This window comes from Pseudomonas wenzhouensis (assembly GCF_021029445.1).
In the GTDB taxonomy this organism is placed as follows: domain Bacteria; phylum Pseudomonadota; class Gammaproteobacteria; order Pseudomonadales; family Pseudomonadaceae; genus Aquipseudomonas; species Aquipseudomonas wenzhouensis.
This window is the reverse complement of record NZ_CP072610.1, coordinates 3,494,350-3,507,493: the sequence shown is the minus strand read 5'-3', so window position 1 is coordinate 3,507,493 and position 13,144 is coordinate 3,494,350. Positions and strand designations below refer to the sequence as shown.

Sequence of the window (13,144 nt, the reverse complement as noted above, 5' to 3'; positions counted from 1 at the left end):
GCTGGGTCAGGCCGCCAGTAATTGGCTCAACCATTTTGCGATATCGCGAATTTCTTCCGGCAGCACTTCATGGCCCATCGGATAGTCGTGCCATTGCGCCGGTACCCCGCTGGCCTGCAGGCGGTCGTACGCGGCACGGCCCATGTCGGGTATCACCACGTCGTCGAATCTGCCATGCAAACACAGCACCGGCAGTTGTCTTTTTGTATCCGCCATCTGCATGTCATCGCTGAACGTGGGGGCGTAGGTCGACAGCGCCAGGACGCCGCCGAGAGGCTGTGCATAACGTAGGAAGGCGGTGTGCAGCACCACCGCGCCGCCCTGGGAAAAGCCTGCCAGGACGATGCGTTCAGCGGCGATACCCTCTGCGCGCTCAGCCTCGATCAGGGCGATCACCTGGTCGGCCGACTCCTCCAGTTGCGCTTGGTCGATGGCCCGTGCCGGACTCATGGCGAGGATGTCGTACCAGCTCGGCATGCTCCAGCCGCCATTGATGGTCACCGGGCGAGTAGGGGCCTGCGGCAGGATGAAGCGCGTGCTGGGCAGTTGCTCCTGCAGCATTTCGGCGACCGGCAGGAAATCGTAACGGTCGGCCCCCAGCCCATGCAGCCAGATCACGCTGGCGTCAACGGTTTGTGGGGGCTGCAGAATCATGGGTGCGGTCATTGGTAGCTCCGGTGTGGTGCGTGCGCCTCAATTTGGGGCGACATCCGATTCAGGGTCTGGCGCATCAGTGAACAAGTTGTCGCACGGGTGAAACTTTTGCTCTTGACCCCCGTATATACGGCCTTTTGCCATGTGCTGGTACGGCCCTTGCTAAAACCTATTCGAACTGACGAAGCGGTGCGCTAACGGTAACACTGTGCCATTGCCATCGCTCAACAGGCAGGAATCTGCTGTGTGGGGTTCCTATAAGACCGTCGGGGGTGATCGATCACCCAGGCGGATGACGATCCGTCTCAGGCCCGTTCAACCAATGGGCTGGGCAGGAGCAGTTGGCCAGCAGAGGGTAAAGCCGACTAGACTCCAGCCTGACGTTCGAACTTCTCGTCGATACCGTTGCTGCCAGCGGGTCGCGTGCCTCAAAAGGGTGGGGAAGGCGGACGGAGACTCCAACACAACAAGAGCAACTGGAGGTTTTTGATGAAGATGGTGAAATCCACCCTGGCTGTACTGACCACCGCAGCCGTGCTCGGTGTCAGTGGCTTTGCCCAGGCAGGCGCCACCCTGGATGCCGTACAGAAGAAAGGCTTCGTGCAGTGCGGTATCAGCGACGGTCTGCCGGGCTTCTCCTATGCCGATGAAAAAGGCAATTTCCTGGGCCTGGACGTCGATATCTGCCGCGCGGTTGCCGCTGCGGTGTTCGGTGATGCGACCAAGGTCAAGTACAGCCCGCTGACCGCCAAGGAGCGCTTCACCGCGCTGCAGTCCGGCGAAGTCGACATCCTGTCGCGCAACACCACCTGGACCAGCTCGCGTGACGCGGCGCTGGGCCTGAACTTCACCGGCGTGACCTACTATGACGGTCAGGGCTTTCTGGTGAACAAGAAGCTGGGTGTCTCCAGCGCCAAGGAACTGGACGGCGCCACCGTCTGCATCCAGGCCGGTACCACCACCGAGCTGAACCTTTCCGACTACTTCCGTGCCAACGGCATGAAGTACACCCCCATCACTTACGACACCTCTGACGAGAGCGCCAAGTCGGTCGAAGCCGGTCGTTGCGACGTGCTGACCTCTGACCAGTCGCAGCTGTACGCACAGCGCATCAAGCTGGCCAATCCGGACGACTACGTGGTGCTGCCGGAAGTCATCTCCAAGGAACCGCTCGGCCCGTCCGTTCGTCAGGGTGACGAGGAGTGGTTCGATATCGTGCGCTGGAGCCTGTTCGCCATGCTCAACGCCGAGGAGCTGGGTGTGACGTCGGCCAACGTCGAAGAAACCGCGAAAACCACCAAGAACCCGGACGTCGCCCGTCTGCTGGGTACCGAGGGTGAGTTCGGCAAGGATCTCAAGTTGCCGAAAGACTGGGCTGTGCAGATCGTCAAGCAGGTTGGCAACTACGGCGAGTCGTTCGACCGCAACGTCGGTGCCGGCAGTGAGCTGAAGATCGAGCGTGGTCTCAATGCCCTGTGGAACAAGGGTGGTCTGCAGTACGCACCGCCAGTGCGTTGACCGTCCACAGCGGCAGACCTCGGGTCTGCCGCTGTCGTTTCCACGTAAGGAACGTCCTGAAAGAGCCGTCATTGCCGTGTAAGCGGTATCCATGACCCTGCAGCCTGTGCGCTCCCGTCTCTGCGGGAGTGACGCCAAGTGGGCTTTTTCAGCGTTCCCAGAGTGAAGTCCGCCCCCGCGCTGGCGCGGGGGCGCGGCCTCCATGAGGGTTGTTATGCAAACGACTGCCAATGTCCCGCGCCCCAAAGGATCACTGCTGACCGATCCGCAGGTGCGCGCCTGGGCTTTCCAGATCATTGCCGTTGTCGCTGTCGTGGCGCTCGGCTGGTTTCTCTTCCAGAACACCCAGGCCAACCTGGAGAAGCGCGGAATCATTTCCGGCTTCGCGTTCCTCAATAACAGTGCCGGGTTCGGTATCGCCCAGCACCTGATCGACTACACGGAAAGCGACAGTTACGGCCGCGTCTTTCTGATTGGTCTGCTCAATACCCTGCTGGTGTCCTTCATCGGCATCGTGCTGGCTTCGATTCTCGGTTTTCTGCTGGGTGTGGCGCGTCTGTCACCCAACTGGCTGATCAGCAAGCTGGCCACCGTCTATATCGAGATCTTCCGCAACATTCCGCCGTTGCTGCAGATCCTGTTCTGGTACTTCGCGGTCTTTCTCGCGCTTCCCGGGCCTCGGCAAAGCCTCGAAGTCGGGGATACCTTCTTCCTCAACAGTCGCGGGCTGTACATGCCGTCACCCGCACCATCGGAGAGCTTTGGCCTGTTCGCCGTGGTCGTGCTGGCCACCGTCGTCGGCATCATCGCCCTCGGGCGTTGGGCCAGGAAGCGTCGTGAGGCCACCGGCCAGATCTTCCCGCTGCTGTGGACATCGCTGGCGCTGATCGTGGTCATGCCCGGCCTGGCCGTGCTGATCGGCGGCAACCCGCTGGTGTGGAGCGTGCCGGAACTGACTGGTTTCAACTTCCGTGGCGGCTGGGTGATGATTCCCGAGCTGATGGCCCTGACCCTGGCGCTGACCATCTACACCGCTGCCTTCATTGCCGAGAACGTGCGTTCGGGGATCATGGCCGTCAGCCATGGGCAGACCGAAGCCGCGCGCTCGCTGGGGTTGCGTCCGGGCATCACCTTGCGTCTGGTGATCATCCCGCAGGCCCTGCGCGTGATCATCCCGCCGCTGACCAGCCAATACCTCAACCTGGCGAAGAACTCTTCGCTGGCTGCCGGTATCGGTTATCCGGACATGGTGTCGCTGTTCGCCGGCACCGTACTCAACCAGACCGGCCAGGCCATCGAGGTGATCGCCATCACTATGAGCGTGTATCTGGCGATCAGTATCAGCATTTCCCTGCTGATGAACTGGTACAACAAGCGCATTGCGCTGATCGAGCGGTAAGGAGCAGCCATGCAGACTCATACCTTCAAACCGGATCTGCCACCGCCGCGCATGAGTGTCGGCCCGGTAGCTTGGCTCAAGGCCAACCTGTTTTCCAACTGGTTCAACACCCTGCTGACGTTGTTGGCTGCCTACCTGATCTGGCTGATCGTGCCGCCGCTGTTGCAGTGGGCGTTCATCGATGCCAACTGGGTCGGTACGACCCGTGCCGACTGCACCCAGTCAGGCGCCTGCTGGGTGTTCATCCAGCAGCGTTTCGGCCAGTTCATGTATGGCTTCTATCCCAGCGAATTGCGCTGGCGTGTCGATGCCACCCTGTGGTTGGCCATCATCGGCGCCGCACCGTTGTTCCTGCCGCAGATGCCGCGCAAGGCTGTCTACGGGCTGGCGCTGCTGGTGATCTATCCGGTCATCGCCTGGTGCCTGCTGCACGGCGGCGTGTTTGGCCTGAGCGTGGTGTCCACCAGCCAGTGGGGCGGCCTGATGCTGACCCTGGTGATCGCCTATGTGGGGATCACCGGTGCCTTGCCACTGGGCATCCTGCTGGCGCTGGGACGACGTTCCAACCTGCCGGCGATCAAGGTCATCTGCGTCACCTTCATCGAGTTCTGGCGCGGTGTGCCGTTGATCACCGTGCTGTTCATGTCTTCGGTGATGCTGCCGCTGTTCCTGCCCGAAGGCATGCACTTCGACAAGCTGATGCGCGCGCTGATCGGGGTGATCCTGTTCCAGTCCGCCTACATCGCCGAGGTGGTGCGCGGCGGTCTGCAGGCCATTCCCAAGGGGCAGTACGAAGCGGCTGCCGCCATGGGCCTGGGTTACTGGCGCATGATGGGCCTGGTGATCCTGCCGCAGGCGCTCAAGCTGGTCATCCCCGGCATCGTCAACACCTTCATTTCACTGTTCAAGGACACCAGCCTGGTGATCATCATCGGCCTGTTCGACTTGCTCAACAGCATCAAGCAGGCGACCACCGACCCAGCCTGGCTGGGCATGGCCACCGAAGGCTATGTGTTCGCGGCGCTGATTTTCTGGATTTTCTGTTTTGGTATGTCCCGCTACTCCATGCACCTGGAGCGCAAGCTGGACACCGGCCACAAGCGTTAGGAGTGAATTATGAGTGAAGCAATCAAGCAACCCAGCGCTGAGCCGATGATCCTGCTGCAGGGCGTGAACAAGTGGTACGGCCAGTTCCACGTGCTCAAGGATATCAACCTGAGCGTGCAGCAGGGCGAGCGTATCGTGCTCTGCGGACCGTCCGGTTCGGGCAAGTCCACCACCATTCGCTGCATCAACCGCCTGGAAGAGCACCAGCAGGGGCGCATCGTGGTCGATGGCACCGAGCTGACCAGCGACCTCAAGCACATCGAGGCGATTCGCCGCGAAGTGGGCATGGTATTCCAGCACTTCAACCTGTTCCCGCACCTCACCGTGCTGCAGAACTGCACGCTGGCGCCGATGTGGGTACGCAAGATGCCCAAGCGTCAGGCCGAGGAAATCGCCATGCATTTCCTCGAGCGCGTGCGCATTCCCGAGCAGGCCAACAAGTACCCGGGGCAGCTCTCCGGTGGTCAGCAGCAGCGTGTGGCGATTGCCCGCGCGCTGTGCATGAAGCCGAAGATCATGCTGTTCGACGAGCCGACTTCGGCACTCGACCCGGAGATGGTGAAAGAGGTGCTGGACACCATGATCGGCCTGGCCGAAGACGGCATGACCATGCTCTGCGTGACCCACGAAATGGGCTTTGCCCGCACCGTGGCCAACCGGGTGATCTTCATGGACAAGGGCGAGATCGTCGAGCAGGCCGAGCCTGATACCTTCTTCTCCAATCCGCAGAACGAACGTACCAAGCTGTTCCTCAGTCAGATTCTGCACTGAGTTGGCATCGTGCTATCGATAAGGGAGCCTTCGGGCTCCCTTTCTCATTGTTGGTGCCGCTCCAGCTGGGGTCAATCTGTAGGAGCGGCGCCCCGCCGCGTACCGAGGTGGCGCTGGTAGACAAAGCTTCGCCCCGGGGCGGGGCTCCTACGGGAAGCCGCTGTGATGGAGCCTAGTGGCGTCGCATGCGTTTGCGAAAGGCCCCGGGCGTTTCCCCGCAGAGTTGTTTGAAGCGCTTGGCGAAGGTGGCACGGTCGGCGAACCCGACCTGGCTGGCGATCTGCTCCAGCGAACTGCCTGAATCGGCCAGCGCCTGTTGCGCGACGCTGATACGCAGGCGTTGCAGGTAGTCGCCCGGGGTCAGCCCGGTGGCTTGCCTGAAGCGGCGCAGCAGGGTGCGTACCGAGCAATGGGCCTGTTGCGCCAGGCGGTTGAGGTCGATCACTTCGCCATGCTGTTCGTGCAGCCAGGCCAGCAGCGGCGCCAGGGACTGGTCTATGTTGTCGGGCAGCAGCGGGGCGAAGCGCGTCTGCGTGCCGCGCTGACGTTCGATCACCATGGCACTGGCGACCTGTTGCGCCAGCCATTCGCCGGCATGCCGGGCGATCAGGTGAAGGCACAGGTCGAGGCCGGCCTGGGCGCCACCGGAGCAGAACAGCGGGCCATCTTCAGTCAGCAGCAGATCGCTACGCAGGTTCACTTTGGGAAAGTGCCGGGTGAAGGTGGCGGCCAACGCCCAGTGGGTGGTGGCCTGGCGCCCATCGAGCAGGCCGGCAGCCGCCAGCAGGAAGGCGCTGCTGCATAGGCTGGCTAGCTGTTGCCGGTCGCGCCTGGCCAGCCAGGGCAGCAGCCTGGCATTGCTCTCCAGGGTACGGCTGACGGCGCTGCCGGTGGCCGGAATGATCAGCAGATCCGCTCGCTCGGCGAGTGCAAGATCACCGTCGACCTGGATCTGGGCGAACTCCAGTTGCACCGGTTGGCCATCGAGGCTGAAGCGCTGCAGTCGAAAGTGCGGTGTGCCGGCCAGGCGATTGGCCAGGCTGAAGGCATCCTGCGCCATGCTCAGGCTGGAGCAGACAGTTTGCGGGCAGACGTACAAGGCAATGTGCAGCATGGCCGTGACCTGAATGGGTTTGGCGATTATTGACATAAAGTTGTCTTTATAGCCAATGGTCATGCCGTCGGCCTGCGACCAGACTAGGCTGCATTCACAATCGAGCCGCAGCGCGCGTTTTACACGCTGTCATCATCGACCTGCACGCAGGAGCGCCCCATGCACCACCCCAATGCCGAACTCCTTCAGCGTTTCTACAGCGCCTTCCAGCAGCTCGATGCCGAGACCATGGCGGCCTGCTACGCCGCTGATGTGCGTTTCTCCGACCCGGTCTTCACTGACCTGCAGGGCGCCGAGTTGGGCGATATGTGGCGCATGCTCTGTAGCCGCGCCGAAGACTTTTCGCTGACCTTCGACTCGGTGCACGCCGACGACCATGCCGGCAGCGCGCGCTGGGTCGCTACCTATCGTTTCAGCGCTACCGGCCGTCAGGTGGTCAATCACATCCAGGCGCGCTTCGTGTTTCGCGACGGCTCGATCATCGAGCATCGTGACCATTTCGACCTGTGGCGCTGGGCACGCCAGGCGTTGGGTGGCAAAGGGCTGCTGCTGGGCTGGGCGCCACCGGTTCAGGCTGCCATTCGTCGGCAGGCGGCACGCGGCCTGGCGCAATTCCGCGCTTCACGCTAAGGCAGATGAAGGAACGCAGTGGTAGGCTAGCCGGTCTTAGCCTTCAATAATGAGAGTGCGCACATGGGGTGCCGCACCTCCACTGCCAAGAGACCTGCCGTGACCGAACTGATCGTTGCCGTAAAACAGGCCAAAGCCTGGGGGGTCCATGCCGTTACCGCCAGCGGTGTGATCCTCGCACTGCTGGCGCTACTGGCTGTACTCGACGGCCAACCCCAGCAGTGCCTGCTCTGGCTCGGTCTGGCGTTGCTGGTCGATGGCCTGGACGGCTCGCTGGCGCGCCGTTACGACGTCAAGGGCGTGCTGCCGCATTTCGACGGCTCGACCCTGGATCTGGTGATCGACTACCTCACCTATGTGTTCATTCCGGCGATCTTCCTCTATCGCTTCATTCCCCTCCCTGAATACACCGCGCTGTTCGCCGTGGGGTTGATTCTGCTGTCGTCGCTGTTCTGCTTCTGCAACCTGAACATGAAGAGCAAGGACAACTACTTCGTCGGCTTCCCGGCCGCCTGGAACGTGGTGGTGTTGTATTTCTACATCCTCGACGTGCATCCCTGGGTGACCCTCGGCGTGATCGTGCTGCTGGCCGGTCTGACCCTGACCAGGATGAAGTTCCTGCACCCGTTCCGCGTACGTCAGTTCATGCCGCTGAATATCCTGGTGACCTTCGTCTGGATGCTCTCCAGCGCGCTGCTGATTCTGCAGTACCCCGTCAGCCAGCCCTGGCTGCTGGCGTTGTGGTGGCTGGCCTCTGCCTACTTCGTCGGCATGTGCCTGTGGCGCTCGGCGCGCGAGTGGTTTCCGGCGCGCGGATGACGGCGGCCGTCGACAAACCCTGGTTCGTCTACCTGGTGCGCGCTGCCAACGGCGCGCTGTACTGCGGCATCAGCGATGACCCGCAGCGGCGTTTCGCTCAGCATCAGAGCGGCAAGGGTGCGCGCTTCTTCCATACCAGCCCTGCGCAGGCACTGGCCTATGTCGAAGCCTGCGCTGGCAAGGGCGATGCCCTGCGCCGTGAGCGGGCCATCAAGCGCCTGAGCAAAGCGGCCAAGGAGGCGCTCATTCTGAGCGTTGATGGCGCTTCATCAGCCGTAGGCGGTGTGCGTGACTAGGTTGCGCGGGTAAGCTGGGTGCTTTCGAACCGTCGCGGAGCGCGCCATGCACGAGTTGATCCTTCACCATTACCCGACCTCGCCGTTTGCCGAGAAGGCTCGCTTGCTACTGGGCTTCAAGCAACTGTCCTGGCGCTCGGTGATGATCCCGCCGGTGATGCCCAAGCCGGATCTCACCGCGCTGACCGGCGGCTACCGCAAGACGCCGGTGTTGCAGATCGGTGCCGACATCTACTGCGATACCGCGCTGATCGCTCGCCGTCTGGAAGCCGAGAAAGCCACCCCGGCACTGTTCCCGGAAGGGCAGGGCTTCAATGTCGCGACCCTCGCCCAATGGGCCGACGCGGTGTTGTTCCAGCATGCTGTGTCACTGGTCTTCGCCCCCGAGTCCATGGCGGTGCGCTTTGCCAAGGTGCCACCGGAGTTCGCCAAGGCTTTCGCGGCTGATCGTGCCGCGCTGTTTTCCGGCGGCACGGCCAGCCGTTTGCCGTTGGAGCAGGCACGTCACCAGTGGCCGGCGCTGATGGGGCGTTTGCAGCAGCAGTTGCAGCAGGGCGGTGGCGACTTCCTGTTTGGCCAGCCCTCGATTGCCGACTTCGCCGTCGCGCATCCGTTGTGGTTCCTGCGCGCCACACCTATCACGGCACCCCTGGTGGACGATTATCCGGAAGTCGCCGCCTGGCTGGCGCGGGTGCTGGGTTTTGGGCATGGCTCACTGAGCGAGATGAGCGGCGAAGAGGCTATCGCCGTGGCGCGCGAGGCAACGCCGGCAGCACTCCCGGACGAAGCCTTCGTCGACCCCAACGGTTTTGAGGCCGGCCAGATCGTGAGCATTGCAGCGGTCGATTACGGTGTCGACCCGGTGCAAGGCGAGTTGCTGTTCGCCGGGCGCGAGGAGCTGATCCTGCGCCGCGAGGACGAGCGTGCCGGTATCGTGCATGTGCACTTCCCGCGGCTGGGCTTCCGTATCGAGGCGCGCTGATAGCGTCCGTAGCCCGGATGCAATCCGGGGACGACGAGTCAGGGATGCCTGGATTGCATTCGGGTTACGTGGGTGGTCAGTGCGGGTGGATGATGATTTTTTCATCCACCACGGCGTGCATCGAGGCGCTAAGCAACCGCTTCAACGCTGATCCGGCAGCAGAAAATTACCCGGCCCGGCGCTGTCCAGCGTCGGCACTTCGGCTTCGTCCTTGAGATCGACGCCCGAGAGCTGGCGGCGGCAGGCCTCGCGCATCAGGTACATCAGGCGGAAGGTGGCCATGCCATAGCTCAGACCCTCCAGGCGCACGTTGGAGATGCAGTTGCGGTAGGCGTCGTTGAGGCCGACGCGCGGCGCGTAGGTGAAGTACAGGCCCAGGCTGTCCGGCGAACTCAGGCCGGGGCGCTCGCCAATCAGGATCACCGTCATCTTCGCCCCCAGGCGCTGCCCCACTTCATCGGCAACGGCCACCCGGCCCTGTTCCACCAGGGTAATCGGTGCCAGCGACCAGCCTTCTGCCTGCACCTGCTCCAGCAAACGGTCGAGAAACGGCAGGCTGTGCTTGTGCACTGCCAGCGATGACAGGCCGTCAGCGATGACGATGGCCAGGTCACAGCCCCGGCCGTGCTCGGCGGCGTAGTCATCGAGCAGGCGTGCGGCATCTTCGTGCAGGCGCCGGCCCAGATCCGGGCGTTGCAGGTAGGTGTGACGGTCGGCGGCGGCGCTGTGCAACAACAGGGTGGGCAACTGGCGGTCATGCAACGCTTCGCGCAGGGCAGTGTGGTCGAATGGCAGATGCACGGCGTCACGCGCCTGGGCGTGGGCGAACTGGAAATCCAGTTGCGCAGCAGTCGGCAGGCTGGTGCCGGCGCGGCCCAGTGCAATGCGTGCCGGTGTCAATTGGCGCAGTTGCTGCCAGGGGTTTGCGGTGGCGGGGGACTTTTCGCTCATGACGGCCTCGATTGATCAGGACAACTGCGCCAACGCCTGGCGAAATGCCGGAGGTAGCTCATCGCCCATGCGCAGGCGGCCACCCTGTTGCTGGAAAATCCCCATGCGCGCCAGCCAGGCCTCGAACTCCGGTGCAGCGTGCAGGCCGAGCACCTTGCGTGCATACAGGGCATCGTGGAAGGAGGTGGTCTGGTAGTTGAGCATCACGTCATCCGAGCCGGGAATGCCCATGATGAAGTTGATGCCCGCCGTGCCGAGCAGGGTCAGCAGCATGTCCATGTCGTCCTGGTCGGCTTCGGCATGGTTGGTGTAGCAGATGTCGCAGCCCATGGGCACGCCGAGCAGCTTGCCGCAGAAATGATCTTCCAGCCCGGCGCGGATGATCTGCTTGCCGTTGTACAGGTACTCCGGGCCGATGAAGCCGACCACGGTATTGACCAGAAACGGGTTGAAGTGGCGAGCCACGGCGTAGGCGCGGGTTTCGCAGGTCTGCTGGTCGACGCCGTGGTTGGCGTTGGCCGACAGCGCGCTGCCCTGGCCGGTTTCGAAGTACATCAGGTTGTTGCCGAGGGTGCCGCGCTTGAGGCTCAGGCCGGCTTCGTAGCCTTCCTGCAGCACCTTGAGGCTGACGCCGAAGCTGGCATTGGCCGCCTCGGTGCCGGCGATGGACTGGAACACCAGATCCAGCGGCGCGCCGCGCTCGATGGCAGCGATGGAGCTGGTGACGTGGGTCAGCACGCAGGACTGGGTGGGAATCTCGTAGCGCTGGATCACCGCATCGAGCATCTCCAGCAGGGTGCATACGGCGCTCATGCTGTCGGTGGCCGGGTTGATGCCGATCATGGCATCGCCGTTACCGTAGAGCAGGCCGTCGACCACGCTGGCGGCGATGCCGGCCGGATCGTCGGTCGGGTGGTTCGGTTGCAGGCGGGTGGACATGCGCCCGCGCAGCCCCTGGGTGTTGCGGAAGCGGGTGACCACGCGGGTCTTCTGCGCCACCAGAACCAGATCCTGAATACGCATGATCTTCGACACCGCCGCGACCATCTCCGGCGTCAGCCCAGGGGCCAGCGCCGTGAGGCTGGCTTCGTCGGCGTCGTCGCAGAGCAGCCAGTCGCGAAACCCGCCCACCGTGAGGTGGCTGACCGGGGCGAAGGCCTGGGCATCATGAGTGTCGATGATCAGGCGGGTGACTTCGTCGCTCTCATAGGGAATCAGCGCCTCCTGCAGAAAGGTCTTCAGCGGCACATTGGCCAGCGTCATCTGCGCGGCGGCGCGCTCGGCATCGTTGCTGGCCGCGACGCCGGCCAGGTAGTCGCCGGAGCGTGCCGGCGTAGCCTTGGCCATCAGCTCGCGCAGGCTGTCGAAGCGCCAGGTCTGGCCGGCCATGCTGTGGGAGTAGCTTGCCATGTATCTGTCCTCAACCAGTCTCTCTCGTTCGCCGTCGGGCAACGCCCGGCGTCTGCGTGGCAGGCGTCAGGCGTTGCGGCGGTTGTCAGGCCGGGCTGACCTGCGGCTTACCTGCGACCGGGTACTCATCCTGTTCGATGATGCCGACAGCGCGATCCTGTTGCTCCAGTTCCAGCGCCTTGGGCACCGATAGCCAATAGGCCAGGCCGATGGCGGCAAAACCTGCGATCAGCTTGCCGATCAGCACTGGCAGGATGATGGTGGGCTGGAAGTTGGCCGTAAAGGACAAGTGGTCACCCAGCAGGAAGGCCGCGCAGACGGCGAAGGCGATGTTGATCACCTTGTCCTTCGGTGGCATGAAGCGCACCAGGCGGAACATGGCCAGGATGTTGGCGATGGTCGCGAGCATGCCGGCGCTGCCCACGGCGCTCAGACCGACCTTGCTGCCCAGGTGTTCCAGCGGGCCGCCGAAGTATTTGCGCAGCAGGTAGACCATAGGGAAAGCGCCCGCCAGCATGATGCCGATGTAGCCGGCGGTTTCCAGGGCGCGGGTCTGGTCTTCGGCGTCCGCGATGATCGGGTCGAAGCCCCAGCCACCAAAGACGATGGTGAACACCCCGGTGAAGTACTCGACGATGGAGAATACCAGCACCAGTTTGATCATCGCGTCCAGGCCACGGCCGAAACCGATGAAGCCCTTGATCATCAGATCCGGCAGAAAGCGCAGGCCGGCAGCCAGGGCAACGACGAAGACGATGATCGGCAGCAGGTTGGCGAAGATGCTGCCCAGGCCCATGGCCAGCTGATAGGTCGCCTCGCCATTGGTGGCGACCACTTCGCGGATCATCGGGTCGCTCGCTACCAGCAATACGCTGGCAATCAGTACGCCGAGCGGAATGGTCAGGATGCCGGACATGATGCCCAGTGCCATGTATTTGTGGTCACGCTTGTCGAGCATCGCCAGCCCCATGGGGATGGAGAAGACGATGGTGGCACCACCCATGAAGCCGGTGATCAGCGCCATGACCAGCGCTTCCTTGCTCGACGCCAGCGCCGATGCCAAGTGATAGCCGCCCATGTCCGAGGCGATGATCATGGTCGCGGCCAGTGCCGGGTCGGCGCCGAGGGCGTTGAAAAACGGCCCGCAAGCCTTCTCGATGATCACCGTGAGATACGGGATGGAGGCCATGATGCCGGCCGCCGGTACGAAGATGTAGCCGGTGGCGTGGATGCCCTCCATGAACTCCTTGCCCAGGCCCTTCTCGCTGTCGTAGATGGCCGCGAACGCCCCTGCAACGGCGCAGGCCATGATGATGTAGAGAACGTAATTACCTATCTGATCCATTGCTGTGCCCTGACTGTCTTTATTGAGTGACGGTGCGGTATTGGCCCGCTCGAACGCTGCCTTGGCCGAGCCCTCTGCGCAGAGGCAGCAGGGCCGGCTTGCGGACGATCCGAACGGGCGTGAGCCGCGTCTTGTGCATGGCAGACCG

The 13,144-nt window shown here is 63.1% G+C and carries 13 protein-coding genes; 8 read left to right on the top strand and 5 right to left on the bottom strand.

Annotated features, from left to right (window positions below; genetic code table 11):
• Positions 1–6 precede the first annotated feature (6 nt).
• On the bottom strand, positions 7–666 hold the full coding sequence (locus J7655_RS16245) for an alpha/beta hydrolase (RefSeq protein ID WP_230925319.1): 660 nt from the start codon (positions 664–666) through the stop codon (positions 7–9).
• 477 nt (positions 667–1,143) lie between these two features.
• Here J7655_RS16245 and J7655_RS16240 point away from each other — a divergent pair, with 477 nt between their 5' ends.
• From J7655_RS16240 to J7655_RS16225, 4 genes are all read left to right on the top strand, one after another.
• Positions 1,144–2,172 (top strand): amino acid ABC transporter substrate-binding protein, encoded by a 1,029-nt coding sequence (locus J7655_RS16240; RefSeq protein ID WP_230925318.1) that lies wholly within the window; start codon positions 1,144–1,146, stop codon positions 2,170–2,172.
• A gap of 214 nt (positions 2,173–2,386) precedes the next feature.
• Positions 2,387–3,571 carry an amino acid ABC transporter permease gene (locus tag J7655_RS16235; protein ID WP_230925317.1) on the top strand — a complete coding sequence of 395 codons (1,185 nt, stop codon included), beginning with the start codon at positions 2,387–2,389 and terminating at the stop codon, positions 3,569–3,571.
• 9 nt (positions 3,572–3,580) lie between these two features.
• Positions 3,581–4,678 (top strand): amino acid ABC transporter permease, encoded by a 1,098-nt coding sequence (locus J7655_RS16230; protein ID WP_169970659.1) that lies wholly within the window; start codon positions 3,581–3,583, stop codon positions 4,676–4,678.
• Between the two features lie 9 nt (positions 4,679–4,687).
• Positions 4,688–5,449 carry an amino acid ABC transporter ATP-binding protein gene (locus tag J7655_RS16225; RefSeq protein ID WP_004424210.1) on the top strand — a complete coding sequence of 254 codons (762 nt, stop codon included), beginning with the start codon at positions 4,688–4,690 and terminating at the stop codon, positions 5,447–5,449.
• 172 nt (positions 5,450–5,621) lie between these two features.
• On the opposite strand, the gene J7655_RS16220 is transcribed toward J7655_RS16225, so the two are convergent.
• The gene (locus J7655_RS16220; protein ID WP_230927745.1) at positions 5,622–6,563 is read right to left on the bottom strand and encodes a GlxA family transcriptional regulator; all 942 of its coding nucleotides are present in this window, start codon (positions 6,561–6,563) and stop codon (positions 5,622–5,624) included.
• 159 nt (positions 6,564–6,722) lie between these two features.
• Between J7655_RS16220 and J7655_RS16215 the strand changes: the two genes are divergently transcribed.
• From J7655_RS16215 to J7655_RS16200, 4 genes are all read left to right on the top strand, one after another.
• Positions 6,723–7,193, top strand: a complete 471-nt coding sequence (locus tag J7655_RS16215) for a nuclear transport factor 2 family protein (RefSeq protein WP_230925316.1) — start codon at positions 6,723–6,725, stop codon at positions 7,191–7,193.
• A gap of 63 nt (positions 7,194–7,256) precedes the next feature.
• Positions 7,257–8,012, top strand: a complete 756-nt coding sequence (gene pcsA / locus J7655_RS16210; RefSeq protein ID WP_420850890.1) for a phosphatidylcholine synthase — start codon at positions 7,257–7,259, stop codon at positions 8,010–8,012.
• Complete coding sequence (locus tag J7655_RS16205) at positions 8,009–8,308, top strand: GIY-YIG nuclease family protein (protein WP_230925314.1); 300 nt, start codon at positions 8,009–8,011, stop codon at positions 8,306–8,308. The genes pcsA and J7655_RS16205 overlap by 4 nt, the downstream gene beginning before the upstream one ends.
• Before the next feature lie 46 nt (positions 8,309–8,354).
• Positions 8,355–9,290 (top strand): glutathione S-transferase family protein, encoded by a 936-nt coding sequence (locus J7655_RS16200; RefSeq protein ID WP_230925313.1) that lies wholly within the window; start codon positions 8,355–8,357, stop codon positions 9,288–9,290.
• Between the two features lie 141 nt (positions 9,291–9,431).
• Here the strand turns inward: J7655_RS16200 and eutC are convergent, their stop codons facing one another.
• The 3 genes from eutC to eutH all read right to left on the bottom strand — a co-directional run bounded on the left by eutC (position 9,432) and on the right by eutH (position 12,996).
• Positions 9,432–10,241 (bottom strand): ethanolamine ammonia-lyase subunit EutC, encoded by an 810-nt coding sequence (gene eutC, locus J7655_RS16195; protein ID WP_230925312.1) that lies wholly within the window; start codon positions 10,239–10,241, stop codon positions 9,432–9,434.
• Positions 10,242–10,256: 15 nt separating this feature from the next.
• On the bottom strand, positions 10,257–11,651 hold the full coding sequence (locus J7655_RS16190; RefSeq protein WP_074861244.1) for an ethanolamine ammonia-lyase subunit EutB: 1,395 nt from the start codon (positions 11,649–11,651) through the stop codon (positions 10,257–10,259).
• An 85-nt stretch (positions 11,652–11,736) separates the two neighbouring features.
• Positions 11,737–12,996, bottom strand: a complete 1,260-nt coding sequence (gene eutH / locus J7655_RS16185; RefSeq protein ID WP_128578197.1) for an ethanolamine utilization protein EutH — start codon at positions 12,994–12,996, stop codon at positions 11,737–11,739.
• Positions 12,997–13,144: the final 148 nt, after the last annotated feature.

Bases quoted from the DNA above. Each gene is read 5' to 3' on its own strand.
- J7655_RS16245 (WP_230925319.1), bottom strand. From the start codon at position 666: ATGACCGCACCCATGATTCTGCAGCCCCCACAAACCGTTGACGCCAGC.
- J7655_RS16240 (WP_230925318.1), top strand. From the start codon at position 1,144: ATGAAGATGGTGAAATCCACCCTGGCTGTACTGACCACCGCAGCCGTG.
- J7655_RS16235 (WP_230925317.1), top strand. From the start codon at position 2,387: ATGCAAACGACTGCCAATGTCCCGCGCCCCAAAGGATCACTGCTGACC.
- J7655_RS16230 (WP_169970659.1), top strand. From the start codon at position 3,581: ATGCAGACTCATACCTTCAAACCGGATCTGCCACCGCCGCGCATGAGT.
- J7655_RS16225 (WP_004424210.1), top strand. From the start codon at position 4,688: ATGAGTGAAGCAATCAAGCAACCCAGCGCTGAGCCGATGATCCTGCTG.
- J7655_RS16220 (WP_230927745.1), bottom strand. From the start codon at position 6,563: ATGCTGCACATTGCCTTGTACGTCTGCCCGCAAACTGTCTGCTCCAGC.
- J7655_RS16215 (WP_230925316.1), top strand. From the start codon at position 6,723: ATGCACCACCCCAATGCCGAACTCCTTCAGCGTTTCTACAGCGCCTTC.
- pcsA (WP_420850890.1), top strand. From the start codon at position 7,257: ATGGGGTGCCGCACCTCCACTGCCAAGAGACCTGCCGTGACCGAACTG.
- J7655_RS16205 (WP_230925314.1), top strand. From the start codon at position 8,009: ATGACGGCGGCCGTCGACAAACCCTGGTTCGTCTACCTGGTGCGCGCT.
- J7655_RS16200 (WP_230925313.1), top strand. From the start codon at position 8,355: ATGCACGAGTTGATCCTTCACCATTACCCGACCTCGCCGTTTGCCGAG.
- eutC (WP_230925312.1), bottom strand. From the start codon at position 10,241: ATGAGCGAAAAGTCCCCCGCCACCGCAAACCCCTGGCAGCAACTGCGC.
- J7655_RS16190 (WP_074861244.1), bottom strand. From the start codon at position 11,651: ATGGCAAGCTACTCCCACAGCATGGCCGGCCAGACCTGGCGCTTCGAC.
- eutH (WP_128578197.1), bottom strand. From the start codon at position 12,996: ATGGATCAGATAGGTAATTACGTTCTCTACATCATCATGGCCTGCGCC.